This is a genomic window from Candidatus Pantoea multigeneris, assembly GCF_011752615.1.
GTDB lineage: Bacteria > Pseudomonadota > Gammaproteobacteria > Enterobacterales > Enterobacteriaceae > Pantoea > Pantoea multigeneris.
Map to the genome: position 1 here is coordinate 147952 of NZ_VWXF01000005.1, position 17245 is coordinate 165196.

The following is a 17245-nucleotide window of genomic DNA, read 5'->3' on the forward strand; positions in this document are numbered from 1 at the left end:
TATTAGCTGTCACGACGCTGTGGACGTGGTGCATCGCCATCTTCACGACGTGGGCCACGACCGCCTTCACGGCTGAAGCGTCCGCCTTCACGACCACCTTCACGGCGATCAGAGAAACGACGCGGTGCGCCTTCACCACGTGGTGCGCCACGACGCTCACCATCACGACCGCCTGGACGACGTTCGCTACGCTCATGAACCGGAGCATCACCCATCAACTGCATATTCATCGGCTTGTTCAGAATACGAGTACGTGTGAAGTGCTGCAGAACTTCGCCCGGCATGCCTTTCGGCAGCTCGATGGTAGAGTGAGTACCGAACAGCTTGATGTTACCGATGTAACGGCTGCTAATGTCGCCTTCGTTAGCGATAGCACCAACGATGTGACGAACTTCAACACCATCATCACGGCCAACTTCAATGCGGTACAGCTGCATTTCGCCAACGTCACGACGTTCACGACGTGGAGCGCCATCACGATCGCCACGGTTTTCGCGTGGGCCACGTGAATCACGTGAATCACGACGGTCATCACGATCGCGGAACTCACGACGTGCTGGACGTGGTGCCTCTGGTGGCAGAATCAGTGGACGTTCGCCCTGAGCCATTTTCAGCAGTGCTGCGGCCAGAGTTTCGATGTCCAGATCTTCACCCGGCTGCATTTTGCTCAGCAGTGCGCGGTACATGTCCAGATCGCTGCTTTCCAGCTGCTGCTGTACTTTTGCTGCGAACTTAGCCAGACGACGCTCACCCAGCAGTTCTGCGTTAGGCAGTTCAACTTCTGGAATGGTCAGCTTCATGGTGCGTTCGATGTTGCGCAGCAGACGACGCTCGCGGTTCTCAACGAACAGCAGTGCGCGACCTGCACGGCCAGCACGACCGGTACGACCGATACGGTGAACGTAAGATTCTGCGTCCATCGGGATGTCGTAGTTAACAACCAGGCTGATACGCTCAACGTCCAGACCACGTGCCGCAACGTCAGTTGCGATCAGGATGTCCAGACGACCATCTTTCAGGCGCTCCAGGGTCTGCTCACGCAGTGCCTGGTTCATATCACCGTTCAGTGCTGCGCTGTTATAGCCGCTGCGCTCCAGCGCTTCAGCCACTTCCAGCGTTGCGTTTTTGGTACGCACGAAGATGATAGCAGCATCAAAATCTTCTGCTTCCAGGAAACGAACCAGTGCATCAGTTTTACGGCCGTAAGCGGTCCAGTAAGACTGAGAGATGTCAGGGCGAGTAGTCAGGCTAGACTGAATACGCACTTCCTGTGGATCTTTCATGAAGCGTTTAGTGATGCGACGAATCGCTTCTGGCATGGTTGCTGAGAACAGCGCGGTCTGGTGACCGTCTGGGATCTGCGCCATGATGGTTTCAACATCTTCGATGAAGCCCATACGCAGCATTTCATCAGCTTCGTCCAGCACCAGGCCACGCAGGTTAGACAGGTCTAACGTGCCACGCTTCAGGTGGTCGAGCAGACGGCCAGGTGTACCCACAACAACTTGTGGTCCCTGACGCAGAGCGCGCAGCTGAACGTCATAACGCTGGCCGCCGTACAGGGCCACTACGTTTACGCCACGCATGTGTTTAGAGAATTCATTCATGGCTTCAGCAACCTGAACAGCCAGTTCGCGGGTTGGAGCCAGCACCAAAATTTGCGGTGCTTTAACAGTTGGATCAACATTGTTCAGCAGCGGCAAAGAGAACGCTGCAGTTTTACCACTACCGGTCTGCGCCATACCCAGCACGTCACGGCCCGCCAGCAGGTGTGGGATACACTCAGCCTGGATTGGGGAAGGCTTCACGTAGCCCATACCGTTCAGTGATTCAAGGATATCAGCGTTCAGGCCAAGATCGGAAAAAGTGGTTTGAATATCAGTCATGTAGTACACGTGCCTCTTAGATTGCGGCGGCCAGTCTACATAACTCGTCGTGAAAATTTTCAGTCATTTTCATCAAAAAGTGTGAACCGGCTCAAATTAGAAGTTTTGACGAACAGCAAAGCCGCCACCTTGGAGGTGATGGCTTTACAGGTATTCAGACAATAAAAGTTCGTCAGCTATTGCTGGTCGGATTCTGATAAATCGTCTTGTGCCTGGCCGAGTTGTGCCAGTTCCAACAATGCGTAACGGTGCTCAACAAAGTTGTTAACGTTGTTAGCAACCGCCAGTTTGAACAACGCTTTCGCGTCGTCCTTCTCCCCCAGACTTAGGTAGTACTTACCTAAATAGAAGTTGGTTTCACTGAGATGTTCAGCGAGCGAGGTGTTATCCGTTGCGTCTGCCTGGAGGCTTTCCATCAGTGCTTTTTCGCTGATATCGCCCAGGTAGAACTCGACAATGTTCCATCCCCATTGATCTTTCTTCGCCTTGTCATAACGCTGTTTCAGCGCTGCTTTGGCAGAGTCTACATCCATCTCGCGTTCCACGAGATAGAGCCACAGACTACGGAAAGGATCATTAGGATCGTCTTGATAAAACGCCAGCAGATCATCTTGCGCTAACTTGTATCGTCCGCCGTAATAGAGGGCGATACCACGGTTCAAATGCGCGTAGTTGTAAGTTGGATCAAGCTCAAGTACAGAATCAAACGCTTCATAGGCAGCATCAAAATTGCCTGCCTGCGTTAAATATATGCCTAAATAGTTAAACACTTCAGGCATATCCGGTCTTATAGACAGCGCTTGCGAAAAATCGTTCCGCGCCAATGCCCGCAGACCTAAACTATCATACAACACTCCGCGCTCATATAACAACTGTGCGCGTTCATCATCGGTCAGTGCACGACTGGCAAGAATTTGTTCCATGCGTGCCAGAATCACTTCCTGTTGCAGTGTCGGTTGTAGCGGTACTGCAAGAACTTCGTTCTTACGCCAATTGGAGTTGCTGCATCCTGCCAGCGTCAGAGCTGTTGCAACAAAACACCAGCGCAAAAAAGGCTTCATTTCCCACTCCCGAATACAAACATTAGGATGAACATCCTGTCATCCGGCTGCTCTGCACAAGGATTCCTGCCCTCGCGATGACACAAAAGCCCCTTCCCGCCTGGCAGGAAGGGGCCAATTAAGTGCTTATTCGGCGTCAGGTGCCTGTACAGCCGCGGCTTCTTCAGCTGGCTTAGACTCTGTCGCTTCTTTGATGCTCAGACGAACGCGGCCCTGACGGTCCACTTCCAGAACCTTCACAGGAACTTCCTGGCCCATCTGCAGGTAGTCAGCCACTTTCTCAACACGCTTATCTGCGATCTGAGAAATGTGTACCAGACCTTCTTTACCGCCGCCGATAGCAACGAAGGCACCGAAATCAACGATACGCGTTACTTTACCTTCATAGATACGGCCCACTTCGATTTCAGCCGTGATCTGCTCGATGCGACGGATCGCCTCTTTAGCTTTGTTACCATCAGTTGCTGCGATCTTCACGGTGCCATCATCTTCGATTTCGATGGTGGTGCCGGTCTCTTCGGTCAGAGCACGGATGACAGAACCACCTTTACCGATGACATCTTTGATCTTGTCAGCGTTGATTTTGATGGTGTAGATGCGTGGTGCGAACTCAGAGATTTCCTGACGTGGAGTGCTGATTGCCTGCTCCATTACGCTCAGGATGTGCAGACGCGCACCTTTAGCCTGGTTCAGAGCAACCTGCATGATTTCGCGGGTGATACCTTCAATTTTGATATCCATCTGCAGTGCAGTGATACCGTCGCGGCTACCCGCAACTTTGAAGTCCATATCACCCAGGTGGTCTTCGTCACCCAGGATATCAGACAGAACCACGAAGTTTTCGTCTTCTTTAACCAGACCCATAGCAATACCAGCAACGGCAGCTTTGATCGGTACACCTGCGTCCATCAGTGCCAGAGACGCACCACACACGGAAGCCATAGAAGAAGAACCGTTAGATTCAGTGATTTCTGACACCACACGTACGGTGTACGGGAAGGCTTCTTGCTTAGGCATTACTGCCAGCACGCCACGCTTCGCCAGACGGCCGTGACCAATTTCACGACGCTTCGGTGAGCCAACCATACCGGTTTCGCCCACAGAGTACGGAGGGAAGTTGTAGTGGAACAGGAAGCTGTCAGTACGCTCGCCCATCAGTTCGTCCAGGTTCTGTGCATCACGGGCAGTACCCAGAGTTGCAGTTACCAGCGCCTGAGTTTCACCACGGGTGAACAGAGAAGAACCGTGAGTACGCGGCAGTACGCCAGTGCGCACGTCCAGACCACGAATCATATCTTTTTCGCGGCCATCGATACGTGGCTCACCACGGATGATACGGCTACGCACAACGCTCTTCTCGAGATCGTGAACGATGTCAGCGATTTCGCCAGCATCCAGCGTTTCGTCTTCAGCCTGCAGCGCAGCGATAGTCGCGTCTTTAACTGCGCCAACTTGCGTGTAACGCTCTTGCTTATCAGTGATGCGGTAAGCATCAGCAATACCGGCTTCTGCCAGTGCAGCAACACGTGCAATCAGAGCATCGTTAGCAGGCTCTGGCTGCCAGTCCCAACGTGGTTTGCCTGCTTCAGCAACCAGTGCGTTGATGTTTTCGATAACAACCTGCTGCTGATCGTGGCCGAACACCACCGCACCAAGCATCTGATCTTCAGTCAGGATGTCAGCTTCTGATTCAACCATCAGAACGGCGTTCTGAGTACCTGCAACAACCAGATCCAGACGAGATTGTTTGATCTCATCAGCAGTTGGGTTCAGTACGTATTGATCGTTGATGTAACCTACGCGTGCAGCACCGATTGGACCGTTGAATGGCAGACCAGACAGCGCCAATGCAGCAGAAGCACCGATCATCGCAACGATGTCCGGGTTAACCTGTGGGTTTACAGAAACAACGGTCGCAATAACCTGCACTTCGTTGATGAAACCTTCCGGGAACAGTGGACGAACCGGACGGTCGATCAGACGAGAAATCAGGGTTTCGCCTTCGCTTGGACGGCCTTCACGACGGAAGAAGCTGCCAGGGATGCGGCCAGCAGCGTAAGTACGCTCCTGGTAGTTAACAGTCAGTGGGAAGAAGTCCTGACCTGGTTTAGTTTTTTTCTGGCCGACAACAGTAACGAATACTGCGGTGTCATCCATGCTGGCCATTACTGCCGCGGTGGCCTGACGAGCCATCATGCCGGTTTCCAGCGTGACGGTGTGCTGACCATATTGGAATTTACGTACGATCGGGTTCAGCAAAATTCACTTCCTTAAACTTCGGGGCAGGCGATTTCTACCTGCCATAGGGTTTCCGATCTTTAGATGCATCCTCGCGACTAATGACAACCTTCAACCGCTTATGCGGTAAAGCTTCTCATTAGCCGCGCGAACCTCTGCACGCTAAGATCACTCAAAGCAACAATACATGAGTTTGGACCGGATTGCTTCGGCCTGCTCAAAAAAAGGGGCCATAAAGGCCCCCTTTTCGCGAAACTCGCATTAATCCGATCGTCAGATCCGTTTTTCTGCACATTACTGCGCTTACGCCTTTGATCGGATTATTCAGACTTAGCGACGCAGACCCAGGCTTTCGATCAGGCTTGAGTAACGAGCAACGTCTTTACGCTTCAGGTAGTCCAGCAGCTTACGACGCTGTGAAACCATGCGCAGCAGACCGCGACGGCTGTGGTGGTCTTTTTTGTGCTCAGAGAAGTGACCCTGCAGGTGGTTAATCTGAGCAGTCAACAGAGCAACCTGAACTTCGGTTGAACCGCTGTCGTTAGTACCACGACCGTATTTAGCAACGATCTCTGCTTTCGCTTGTACGCTTAGAGACATAATGAACTCCGGTAAAAAATGAATGTATGGGTGGCCGATCTCTAATTCAGCTGCCCGCTTTAAAGCCGCGCTATTCTACTCTTCGCCTGTTGGCAACGCAATTGCGCCATGCGGCTGGAGCGTAAAGTTTACGCAGGATACTCTACGACCAGGCGACGTGGAGCCACCCGACCATCGGTGGCGATTTCCGCCATACCAATAAATTTCCGCTCATCGCCTTCCGTCACGCGGACTAATCCTTGTTTCGGTGCCTGCTCCGCCTGAACCGGTTGGCCCAGTTTGAAGTAGGTTGCGACAGCGGTGGGTAAATTAACTGCCGGGAACTCGGCGGCTGGGCTATCCATGGGCATCAGCAGCGTATCCAACGACGCCAGCGCACTGGTGCCATTTTCTTCCGCTACGGCCACCATCGACTGTAACTGCTCCAGCGTGACCATTTTTTCGATCGGATAAGTCGCTACCTGTAAGCGACGCAACATAATGACGTGCGCACCACAGCCTAGCTTTTCGCCCAGATCATCAATAATGGTGCGGATGTAGGTGCCTTTGGAAACGTGAATTTCCAGCTCCAGCTCATCCCCTTCCCAGCGAATAAATTGCAGCTCAAATACCTTGATTGGACGCGCTTCACGCGGCACGGTAATGCCTTCACGCGCGTACTCATACAGCTTGCGGCCCTGGTATTTAAGTGCTGAGAACATGGTCGGCACCTGCATGGTGTCGCCACGGAAACTTTCCAGCGCGACGTCCAGCTCAGTCTGGCTGAACGTCACCGGACGTGTTTCGACCACGTTACCATCAGCATCAGAGGTATCGGTGCGTTCGCCAAGGCGAGCAATCACCCGATAACGCTTATCCGAGTCCAGCAGGTACTGAGAAAACTTCGTCGCTTCGCCAAGGCAAATCGGCAACATGCCCGTTGCCAACGGGTCAAGTGCGCCCGTGTGGCCAGCGCGATTGGCATTGAACAGCCGTTTTACTTTTTGCAGCACGTCATTGGAGGAGTGCCCTTGATGCTTATCCAGCAGCAGCACGCCGTGAATGTCGCGGCCGCGACGACGAGGACGACTCATTACGCTTCCTCGTCGCCTTCTTCTGGCTGATCGCCACGACGTTCAACGTCGTTTCTCACCACGTTGGTGACGAGGTTCGACATGCGCATCCCTTCAATCAGGGAGTTGTCGTAGAAGAAGGTCAGGTCCGGCACGATACGCAAGCGCATGGCTTTACCCAACAGAATACGAATGTATCCGGTCGCTTCTTTCAACGCTTTCAGACCGAGTTTTACCTGTTCTTCGTCTTTGTCATTGAGGAAGGTGACGAACACTTTGGCGTATGCCAGGTCGCGTGACACTTCTACACCAGAGACGGTGACCATCATGCCCAGACGTGGATCTTTGATCTCACGTTGCAGGATCATGGCGATCTCTTTTTGCAGCTCCTGGGAAACACGCTGCGGGCGGCCAAATTCTTTTGCCATTTTTCTTTCTCCCAAATAATTCGGGAGGCCAGCGGCCTCCCAAATTGCAACACATCAGATGATGATCAATCGATGGTGCGTTTAATTTCAATCACTTCAAACACTTCGATCATATCGCCAACGCGAACGTCGTTGTAGTTCTTCACGCCGATACCACATTCCATGCCGTTACGCACTTCGTTGACATCGTCTTTAAAGCGACGCAGAGATTCCAGCTCGCCTTCGTAAATCACCACGTTGTCGCGCAGAACGCGAATCGGGTTGTGACGTTTGATGTTGCCTTCGGTGACCATACAGCCGGCGATTGCGCCGAACTTCGGTGACTTAAACACGTCACGTACTGCTGCCAGACCGATGATCTGCTGTTTGTACTCAGGTGCCAGCATACCGCTCATTGCTGCTTTCACTTCGTCGATCAGATTATAGATCACGGAGTAGTAACGCAGGTCGACACTTTCAGCATCAATTACGCGGCGAGCAGAAGCGTCAGCACGTACGTTGAAGCCAAGAATGATAGCGTTGGATGCAGCCGCCAGGGTTGCGTCGGTTTCGGTGATACCACCTACGCCTGAACCGATAATCTTCACCTTCACTTCGTCGGTGGAGAGTTTCAGCAGCGAGTCAGAGATCGCTTCCACAGAACCTTGTACGTCAGATTTCAGTACGATGTTCAGCTCAGACACTTCGCCTTCAGTCATGTTGGCGAACATGTTCTCCAGCTTAGACTTCTGCTGACGAGCCAGCTTAACTTCACGGAATTTGCCCTGACGATACAGTGCAACTTCACGTGCTTTCTTCTCGTCACGTACCACAGTGGCTTCATCACCCGCTGCTGGCACGCCAGACAGACCCAGGATTTCCACAGGGATAGATGGACCAGCAGACAGCACTTCGCGGCCCAGCTCGTCACGCATCGCACGTACGCGGCCGTATTCGAAGCCACACAGAACGATATCGCCTTTGTTCAGCGTACCTTCACGCACCAGTACGGTAGCAACCGGACCACGACCTTTATCCAGGAAGGATTCGATAACCACACCGCTTGCCATGCCGATACGTACTGCGCTCAGTTCCAGAACTTCAGCCTGCAGCAGGATGGCATTCAGCAGTTCGTCAATGCCGGTACCCGCTTTAGCAGATACGTTGACGAACATGTTTTCGCCGCCCCACTCTTCCGGGATGATACCGTACTGAGTCAGTTCGTTTTTAACGCGATCTGGATCTGCATCTGGCTTATCACATTTGTTCACAGCAACAACTACTGGCACGCCAGCGGCTTTCGCGTGCTGGATAGCTTCGATAGTCTGTGGCATCACGCCATCGTCTGCTGCAACAACCAGGATAACGATATCCGTTGCCTGAGCACCACGAGCACGCATTGCGGTAAACGCGGCGTGACCTGGGGTATCCAGGAAGGTAACCATGCCGTTATCGGTTTCAACGTGGTATGCACCGATGTGCTGGGTAATACCACCTGCTTCACCAGAGGCAACTTTGGTTGAGCGGATGTAGTCCAGCAGAGAGGTTTTACCGTGGTCAACGTGACCCATGATGGTAACCACTGGAGCACGTGATTCAGCAGCTTCGCTACCGGTGTCACGATCGCTCATTACCGCTTCTTCCAGCTCGTTCTCACGGCGCAGGATCACTTTGTGACCCATTTCTTCCGCTACCAGCTGAGCAGTTTCCTGATCGACAACCTGGTTAATGGTGGCCATAGCGCCCATTTTCATCATCGCTTTGATGACCTGGGAGCCTTTTACCGCCATTTTGTTTGCCAGTTCAGCAACAGTAATGGTTTCGCCGATCACAACGTCACGGTTAACAGCCTGCGCTGGCTTGTTGAAGCCCTGCTGCAGGGTGCTGCCTTTACGGTGTTTACCACCTTTACCGCCACGAATTGCCGCACGGGCTTCTTCACGGTCAGTTTTGGCTTCAGCGTGCTTGTTGCCTTTCTTAGGACGAGGCGCTTTAGGCGCAGTACGAGCACGGCCACGGCCGCCTTCTACTTCGCGATCGTTCTCGTCTTCAGCCTGGCGAGCGTGCTGAGAGGTGGTCACATGGTAATCACTGGTGTCTTCTTCAACCGGTGCTTGCCAGGTTTCGCCTTTTTCTTCTGCCAGACGGCGTGCTTCTTCAGTCGCCAGGCGCGCTTTTTCTTCCGCTTTACGGCGGGCTTCTTCGTCTGCTTTACGCTTAAGTTCAGCTTCTTCAGCTTCGCGTCGGGCTTTGTCAGACTGTGCCGCTTTGGTTACTTCGTCGGTTTGTTGATTTGTCACTTTCACATTTTCCGCTGCTTCACGCTTGGCCTTTTCAGCGGCTTCGCGCTTGGCTTTATCTTCGGCTTCACGTTGCGCTTTTTCTTCAGCTTCACGGCGGGCATTCTCTTCAGCTTCCCGACGCGCCTTTTCTTCCGCTTCACGCTGCGCCTGAGCTTCTGCTTCTGCCTGAGCTTGCTGCTCGGCTTCGCTTTCACCCTTCACATATGTGCGCTTTTTGCGGACTTCGATCTGCACCGATTTACTTTTACCGCCAGTACCTGGAATATTCAAGGTACTGCGAGTTTTTCGCTGCAACGTCAACTTGCTTGATTCACCCTGACCGCTTTCGCGGTTCAGGTGCGACAGTAAGGTTTCTTTCTCGTGCTGGGTCACCGCATCATTTTCAGATTTACGGATACCCGCATCAGCAAACTGCTGTACCAGACGATCGACCGAGGTCTGAATTTCGGCGGCCAGCGATTTTACGGTTACATCTGTCATGCTGTTCCTTCCTGTTATTATGCGTCATCGCCGAACCAACAGATATTACGCGCAGCCATGATAAGTGCGCCGGCTCGCTCATCGCTGAGCCCTTCGATATCCGACAGGTCGTCGACGCCCTGCTCAGCGAGGTCTTCCAGCGTGCAAACGCCTTTCGCTGCCAGGCGGTAGGCCAGGTCACGTTCCAGACCTTCAAGATTCAGAAGATCTTCCGCGGGTTCCTGCCCACTACGGCTCTCTTCTTTCGCCAGAGCAAGGGTGGTTAACGCATTTTTAGCTCGTTCACGCAGGGCTTCGACAGTCTCTTCGTCCAGTCCATCGATTTCCAGCAGCTCGTCGATCGGCACATAGGCCAGCTCTTCCAGTGAAGAGAAACCTTCCTGCACCAGCACAGTGGCGAAATCTTCGTCAATGTCGAGATGCTTGGTGAACACATCAATTGCTGCGTGAGCTTCAGCCTGGTGTTTCGCTTGCAGGTCATCCACAGTCATCACGTTCAATTCCCAGCCACTCAGCTGAGATGCAAGACGGACGTTCTGGCCATTACGACCGATAGCCTGCGCCAGATTACTGGCTTCAACAGCAATATCCATGGTGTGATTGTCTTCATCCACCACAATTGACGCCACATCGGCCGGGGCCATGGCGTTAATGACAAACTGCGCCGGGTTATCGTCCCACAGAACGATATCAATACGTTCGCCGCCCAGTTCACTGGAAACAGCCTGAACGCGAGCACCGCGCATACCTACACATGCGCCGACCGGGTCAATACGTTTGTCATTGGTTTTTACCGCGATTTTTGCACGAGAACCTGGGTCACGCGCAGCGGCTTTAATTTCAAGAACCTCTTCACCAATTTCCGGCACTTCAATGCGGAACAGTTCGATCAGCATTTCCGGCTTGGAGCGGGTTACAAACAGCTGAGCACCGCGCGCTTCAGGGCGAACAGCGTACAGCACGCCACGGATACGGTCACCCGGGCGGAAGTTTTCACGCGGCAGCATGTCTTCACGAATGATGACAGCTTCTGCATTACTGCCCAAATCGAGCGTAATGTTGTCACGGTTTACTTTCTTCACCACACCGGTGATGATTTCGCCTTCCTGCTCGCGGAACTGATCAACCACCATCGCACGCTCAGCTTCGCGCACTTTCTGCACGATAACCTGTTTAGCGGTCTGCGTGGTGATACGGTCGAAGGTGACAGATTCGATCTGATCTTCAACATATTCGCCCAGATTGAACGCTTCATCTTCGTAGCGTGCTGCATCCAGCGTGATCTCGCGCGTCGGCTGGGTCACCTCTTCTACAATTTCCCAACGACGGAAAGTGTCGAAATCGCCGCTTCTACGGTCGATGCTGACGCGCACATCAATCTCTTGCTCGTATTTCTTCTTGGTCGCAGTGGCCAGCGCGCTCTCCAGCGCTTCGAAGATTTTCTCACGCGGCAGGGCTTTTTCGTTAGAAACGGCTTCTACGACAGCTAAGATCTCTTTATTCATCCTGGTTAGCCTCAATCCGGACTTTTAAAAGTGGGGGACCAGGTTCGCTTTCTGAATGTTACTCAGTGCGAACACTTCATCTTTCCCCTCTACGGTTACCGTAATCATTTCGCCTTCGACAGCTTTAATTATACCCTGCCATTTGCGACGATTCTGTACGGCCATACGCAGTACCAGACTCACTTCATCGCCTGTAAAACGCACATAGTGTTCAGCGGTAAACAGAGGACGGTCGAGACCCGGTGAGGAGACTTCGAGGTTGTAAACCACAGTAATTGGATCTTCCACATCCATTACAGCGCTTACCTGGTGGCTGACATCAGCGCAATCATCAACATTGATGCCATTTTCACTATCAATATAGATGCGCAAGGTGGAAGTACGGCCACGGACGAACTCAATTCCGACTAATTCGTAGCCAAGCGCTTCTACCGGAGCGGAGATCAATTCAGTTAACTTTTGCTCTAATGTGGACAAGCCCACCCCCAAGACATAAAAAAAGGGCCTAATAGCCCAGTATTGCGATTTCCTGATAACAAAAAAACCCCGAACATGCGGGGCTTTTTGCGACTGGACCCTGTATGCCGCAATGCGGCTCGGAGCACAATCCAGAAGAAATTTTTTCAAAATCTGCTGTAAGAGCATCCGTCGATACATACAGTATATTTGAAAAAGAACTCTAAGGGAAAGTGGTTGCGGGGGCCGGATTTGAACCGACGACCTTCGGGTTATGAGCCCGACGAGCTACCAGGCTGCTCCACCCCGCGTCCGAAAACGTGGCGAATGTTACGCCGAACGAACTTGCATTGCAAGTACTACTAAGATTTGGTACCGAGGACGGGACTTGAACCCGTAAGCCCTTTCGAGCACTACCACCTCAAGGTAGCGTGTCTACCAATTTCACCACCTCGGTACATCATGACAATGGCTTTTCTGACAGCCTTGTCGCGAGCTTAACGCTATTACTGCGGGATATCGTTACCCGGTGTTGCCGGTTTAGCTGGCTGAGTCTGTTGAGACTGCGCCGGAGCTGTAAGATTTTCCCACTCACTTCCTTTTGAAGGCTTGTTCGTGTTCAGGTTACCCAGAAGCAAGCTGATGATGAAGAACAGTGCCGCTAAGATGCCGGTCATACGTGTCAGGAAGTTACCTGAACCGTTAGAGCCGAACAATGTCGCGGATGCGCCTGCACCGAATGAGGCTCCCATATCAGCGCCTTTACCTTGCTGCAGCATGATCAAAGCCACGAGGGCGATGGCTACAATAAGGAAAACAACTAAAAGAGCTTCGTACATAATCAACCTGTTTCCTTGCACGATAACCGTACAGTTAAAGCTTCAACCAGTATTGATGGGAGATCTCGTTGTCACCCATCGGAAGCGGGTCTGAATACTAACCAATGGCGCATACCTCTGCAAGTGCAATTTTCACTTCAATCATTGATTGGAGAAAAAAACGCCATCGTGGTGATTTTACAGGCGGTTTGCATTTCTGCTCCCCGCCAGAACAGGGCTTAAACTGCCTTCACCGCATCGGCAATTTTGTGCGCCAATGCCGTCACCTGGGCTTCATCTTCGCCTTCGACCATCACGCGGATCAGCGGCTCAGTACCCGATTTACGCAGTAAGACACGCCCGCGTCCCGCCAGCGTTTTTTCAACTTCGGCGGTCACCACCTTCACGGATTCCTCTTCCAGCGGATCGTTATCGCCGCTGAAACGTACGTTAACCAGCACCTGCGGCAGTAGCTTCATGCCGATGCACAGATCGTGCAGGCTCATATGGTTACGGACAATCGCGGTGAGCACTTGCAGACCCGCAACAATACCGTCGCCTGAGGTGGTTTTGTCTAACAGAATCACATGCCCGGAGTTCTCAGCCCCGAGACGCCACCCCTTCTCTTGCATCTTCTCCAGCACGTAACGGTCACCCACTTTGGCGCGCGTAAACGGAATGCCGAGCTGCTTCAATGCCAGCTCCAGACCCATATTACTCATTAACGTACCGACGACACCGCCGCGCAGTTGGCCCTGACGTAATGCCTCACGCGCAATGATGTAGAGAATTTGGTCGCCATCCACTTTATGGCCAAGATGGTCAACCATCATGATGCGGTCGCCGTCGCCGTCATAGGCAAGGCCGAGGTCGGCTTTCTCTTCCAGAACGCGCTGCTGCAGCAGGCGCAGGTCGGTGGCACCACACTCTTTATTAATGTTCATGCCATCAGGCTGTATCGCAATAGCAATCACCTGCGCACCCAATTCACGCAGTACGTTTGGTGCGATGTGATAAGTCGCGCCATTGGCGCAGTCCACCACAATTTTCAGGCCATTCAGGCTGAGTTCGCTAGGGAACGTGCCTTTACAGAATTCAATGTAGCGCCCGGCGGCATCAACGATGCGGCTGGCACGCCCAAGTTCAGCGGACTCAACGCAGGTAATCGGTTTTTCCAACTCCAGTTCAATCGCCTCTTCGACATCATCCGGTAACTTGGTACCTTCAGCCGAGAAGAACTTGATACCGTTGTCATCGAAAGGATTGTGCGAAGCAGAGATGACAATGCCCGCCTCTGCACGGAAAGTCCGCGTCAGATAAGCAATAGCAGGGGTTGGCATTGGGCCAGTAAACGCCGCAGATAAACCTGCCGCCGCCAGCCCAGCTTCCAGAGCGGACTCCAGCATATACCCTGAGATGCGGGTATCTTTACCAATCAGGACTTTTTTGGAGCCGTGGCGTGCCAGAACTTTACCTGCCGCCCAACCCAGTTTCAGTACAAAATCAGGCGTGATAGGCACCTGGCCCACGGTGCCGCGAATGCCATCTGTTCCGAAATATTTACGATTACTCATCTCTGTTCTTATCCTTTGGCTCTGCGCGTCGCTTCGACGATGCGCATCGCTTCGACCGTTTCTTTAACATCATGCACGCGAATAATCTGCGCACCCTGCATAGCGGCAATCACGGCACAGGTCAGGCTGCCCGTCAGGCGCTGCGAAGGACCGACATTTAACAACTGACCAATCATTGATTTACGCGACATTCCCACCAGCAGTGGGAGGCCGAAATGGTGAAAATCACTGAGGTGGGCCAGCAGTTCGTAGTTGTGGTTGAGATTCTTACCGAAACCAAAGCCGGGGTCGAGTAACAGGTTCGATTTTTTGATCCCAGCGGCTTCACAGCGAGCAATCTGAGCAGCGAAGTAAGTATCCACTTCAGTGAGAACGTTTTGGTAATCAGGGGCCTGCTGCATAGTGCGCGGTTCACCTTGCATATGCATCAAGCAGACAGGCAGCTGCACTTCAGCCGCAGCTTCCAGCGCACCCGGTTCGGAGAGTGAGCGAATATCATTAATGATATGCGCACCCACGCGAGCCGCTTCACGAATGACTTCGGCTTTTGAGGTATCCACTGAAATCCAGACCTCAAAACGTTGCGCGATCGCTTCCACCACCGGAATGACGCGCGCCAGTTCCTCTTCCACGCTGACTTCATCCGCGCCTGGTCGCGTCGACTCGCCGCCCACATCAATGATTGTTGCTCCCGCATTGACCATCTCGTTGGTGTGCGTCAACGCATCAACCAATGAGTTGTGCGTCCCACCATCCGAAAACGAATCTGGCGTGACGTTCAAAATCCCCATCACGTGTGGGAAAGAGAGATCGAGATGGCTATCGCGAGCGAACAACTGCATTGCGGGTTACTCCTGGAGAATTACGGGTATGGCGGATATAAAAAACCCCGGACCAGCCGGGGTTTGTGTTTAAACAGACAGATTATTTATCGAGCTGCTCAGACATAGTATTACCTGGGTTCGGCGTACGCGGCTCATCAACTGGACGTGGCGCTTTTGGCGTGCCGTTGTTGTCCGAAGAGTTGCTGCTGCCGGAGTCGTCCCAACCTGCTGGTGGACGCACTTCACGACGGGCCATCAGGTCATCGATCTGTGGTGCGTCAATGGTTTCATACTTCATCAGCGCATCTTTCATCGCATGAAGAATGTCCATGTTTTCACCCAACAGAACGCGAGCACGTTGGTAGTTGCTATCGATCAGGTGTTTAACTTCCTGGTCAATGATGCGTGCTGTTTCATCAGACATGTGTTTCGCCTTCGCCACAGAGCGACCAAGGAACACTTCGCCTTCTTCTTCAGCGTACAGCAACGGACCTAACTTCTCGTTGAAGCCCCACTGCGTCACCATGTTGCGCGCCAGGTTAGTGGCCACTTTGATGTCGTTAGAAGCACCAGTAGAAACGTGTTCTGCACCGTAGATAATCTCTTCCGCCAGACGACCGCCATACAGCGTTGAGATCTGGCTTTCAAGTTTCTGGCGGCTGGCGCTGATAGCATCACCTTCCGGCAGGAAGAACGTCACACCCAGAGCACGTCCACGCGGGATAATCGTCACTTTGTGCACCGGATCGTGTTCCGGCACCAGACGACCAATAATCGCATGGCCTGCTTCGTGGTAAGCGGTAGACTCTTTCTGCGCTTCGGTCATCACCATGGAGCGACGTTCCGCACCCATCATGATCTTATCTTTGGCTTTTTCAAACTCAACCATTGAGACCACACGCTTGTTGCCACGGGCAGCAAACAGAGCAGCTTCGTTGACGAGGTTTGCCAGGTCAGCACCGGAGAAACCAGGCGTACCACGGGCAATGATCGCAGCATCAATGTCAGTTGCCAGCGGCACACGGCGCATATGCACTTTCAGGATTTGCTCACGGCCACGCACATCTGGCAGACCTACAACAACCTGACGGTCAAAGCGACCTGGGCGCAGCAGCGCTGGGTCAAGCACGTCTGGACGGTTAGTCGCAGCGATAACGATAATGCCTTCATTACCTTCGAAACCATCCATCTCTACCAGCATCTGGTTCAACGTCTGCTCACGTTCATCGTGACCACCGCCTAAACCAGCACCACGCTGACGGCCTACTGCATCGATTTCATCGATAAAGATGATGCACGGCGCGGCTTTTTTCGCCTGCTCGAACATGTCACGCACACGAGATGCGCCCACACCGACGAACATTTCAACGAAGTCAGAACCGGAGATAGTGAAGAATGGGACTTTTGCTTCACCGGCAATCGCTTTTGCCAGCAGCGTTTTACCCGTACCCGGAGGGCCGACCATCAGGACGCCTTTCGGGATCTTACCGCCCAGTTTCTGGAAGCGGCTCGGTTCACGCAGATATTCAACCAGCTCACCTACCTCTTCTTTAGCCTCATCACAACCGGCTACGTCCGCAAAGGTGGTTTTGATCTGGTCTTCGGTCAACATGCGGGCTTTACTCTTGCCGAAGGACATCGCGCCCTTACCGCCGCCGCCCTGCATCTGACGCATAAAGAAGATCCACACGCCAATCAGCAGCAGCATTGGGAACCATGAGATGAAGATAGAAGCCAACAGGCTTGGTTCTTCTGGTGGTTCGCCTACTACTTTGACGTTTTTGGTCAACAGGTTATCGAGTAACTTGGGATCGTTGACAGGAATGTAGGTCGTGTATTTATTACTGTCTTTTTTGATAACGTTAATTTCACGCCCGTTAATACGTGCCTCGCGGACCTGATCCTGGTTCACTTCCGACAGGAAGGTTGAATAATCAACCCTACGGCCATTCGACTCGCTGGGCCCAAAGCTCTGGAATACTGACATCAGCACGACCGCGATGACTAGCCAGAGAATCAGGTTTTTCGCCATGTCACTCAA

General features: G+C 52.8%; 14 protein-coding genes and 2 tRNA genes. All 16 read right to left on the reverse strand.

Features of this window, described 5'->3' with window-relative positions:
• Positions 1–2 precede the first annotated feature (2 nt).
• On the reverse strand, positions 3–1886 hold the full coding sequence (locus tag F3J40_RS13440; RefSeq protein WP_167015374.1) for a DEAD/DEAH family ATP-dependent RNA helicase: 1884 nt from the start codon (positions 1884–1886) through the stop codon (positions 3–5).
• 16 nt (positions 1887–1902) lie between these two features.
• Positions 1903–1959 carry a protein YrbN gene (gene yrbN / locus F3J40_RS25210; protein WP_100229640.1) on the reverse strand — a complete coding sequence of 19 codons (57 nt, stop codon included), beginning with the start codon at positions 1957–1959 and terminating at the stop codon, positions 1903–1905.
• Between the two features lie 103 nt (positions 1960–2062).
• Positions 2063–2947 (reverse strand): lipoprotein NlpI, encoded by an 885-nt coding sequence (nlpI, locus tag F3J40_RS13450; protein WP_017349636.1) that lies wholly within the window; start codon positions 2945–2947, stop codon positions 2063–2065.
• A 126-nt stretch (positions 2948–3073) separates the two neighbouring features.
• A complete protein-coding gene (gene pnp / locus F3J40_RS13455; protein ID WP_017349635.1) occupies positions 3074–5206 on the reverse strand; it encodes a polyribonucleotide nucleotidyltransferase in 2133 nt (710 codons plus the stop codon).
• 309 nt (positions 5207–5515) lie between these two features.
• On the reverse strand, positions 5516–5785 hold the full coding sequence (gene rpsO / locus F3J40_RS13460) for a 30S ribosomal protein S15 (protein ID WP_017349634.1): 270 nt from the start codon (positions 5783–5785) through the stop codon (positions 5516–5518).
• 128 nt (positions 5786–5913) lie between these two features.
• Positions 5914–6858: a tRNA pseudouridine(55) synthase TruB gene (gene truB / locus F3J40_RS13465; RefSeq protein ID WP_167015376.1), complete on the reverse strand. Its 945-nt coding sequence runs from the start codon at positions 6856–6858 to the stop codon at positions 5914–5916.
• Positions 6858–7265 (reverse strand): 30S ribosome-binding factor RbfA, encoded by a 408-nt coding sequence (rbfA, locus tag F3J40_RS13470; protein ID WP_017349632.1) that lies wholly within the window; start codon positions 7263–7265, stop codon positions 6858–6860. The genes truB and rbfA overlap by 1 nt, the downstream gene beginning before the upstream one ends.
• 65 nt (positions 7266–7330) lie before the next feature.
• Positions 7331–10027: a translation initiation factor IF-2 gene (gene infB / locus F3J40_RS13475; RefSeq protein WP_017349631.1), complete on the reverse strand. Its 2697-nt coding sequence runs from the start codon at positions 10025–10027 to the stop codon at positions 7331–7333.
• 17 nt (positions 10028–10044) lie between these two features.
• Positions 10045–11532 carry a transcription termination factor NusA gene (nusA, locus tag F3J40_RS13480; RefSeq protein ID WP_017349630.1) on the reverse strand — a complete coding sequence of 496 codons (1488 nt, stop codon included), beginning with the start codon at positions 11530–11532 and terminating at the stop codon, positions 10045–10047.
• 24 nt (positions 11533–11556) lie between these two features.
• Entirely contained in the window at positions 11557–12009 is a 453-nt protein-coding gene (gene rimP, locus F3J40_RS13485) for a ribosome maturation factor RimP (protein WP_167015378.1), read from the reverse strand.
• Between the two features lie 213 nt (positions 12010–12222).
• A tRNA-Met gene (locus F3J40_RS13490) sits at positions 12223–12299 on the reverse strand.
• A 59-nt stretch (positions 12300–12358) separates the two neighbouring features.
• A tRNA-Leu gene (locus F3J40_RS13495) sits at positions 12359–12445 on the reverse strand.
• 49 nt (positions 12446–12494) lie between these two features.
• Positions 12495–12827, reverse strand: a complete 333-nt coding sequence (gene secG, locus F3J40_RS13500) for a preprotein translocase subunit SecG (RefSeq protein WP_017349628.1) — start codon at positions 12825–12827, stop codon at positions 12495–12497.
• A gap of 218 nt (positions 12828–13045) precedes the next feature.
• Positions 13046–14380 (reverse strand): phosphoglucosamine mutase, encoded by a 1335-nt coding sequence (gene glmM, locus F3J40_RS13505; RefSeq protein WP_167015380.1) that lies wholly within the window; start codon positions 14378–14380, stop codon positions 13046–13048.
• A gap of 8 nt (positions 14381–14388) precedes the next feature.
• Positions 14389–15222: a dihydropteroate synthase gene (gene folP / locus F3J40_RS13510; RefSeq protein ID WP_017349626.1), complete on the reverse strand. Its 834-nt coding sequence runs from the start codon at positions 15220–15222 to the stop codon at positions 14389–14391.
• Between the two features lie 82 nt (positions 15223–15304).
• Positions 15305–17236: an ATP-dependent zinc metalloprotease FtsH gene (gene ftsH, locus F3J40_RS13515; protein ID WP_017349625.1), complete on the reverse strand. Its 1932-nt coding sequence runs from the start codon at positions 17234–17236 to the stop codon at positions 15305–15307.
• Positions 17237–17245: the final 9 nt, after the last annotated feature.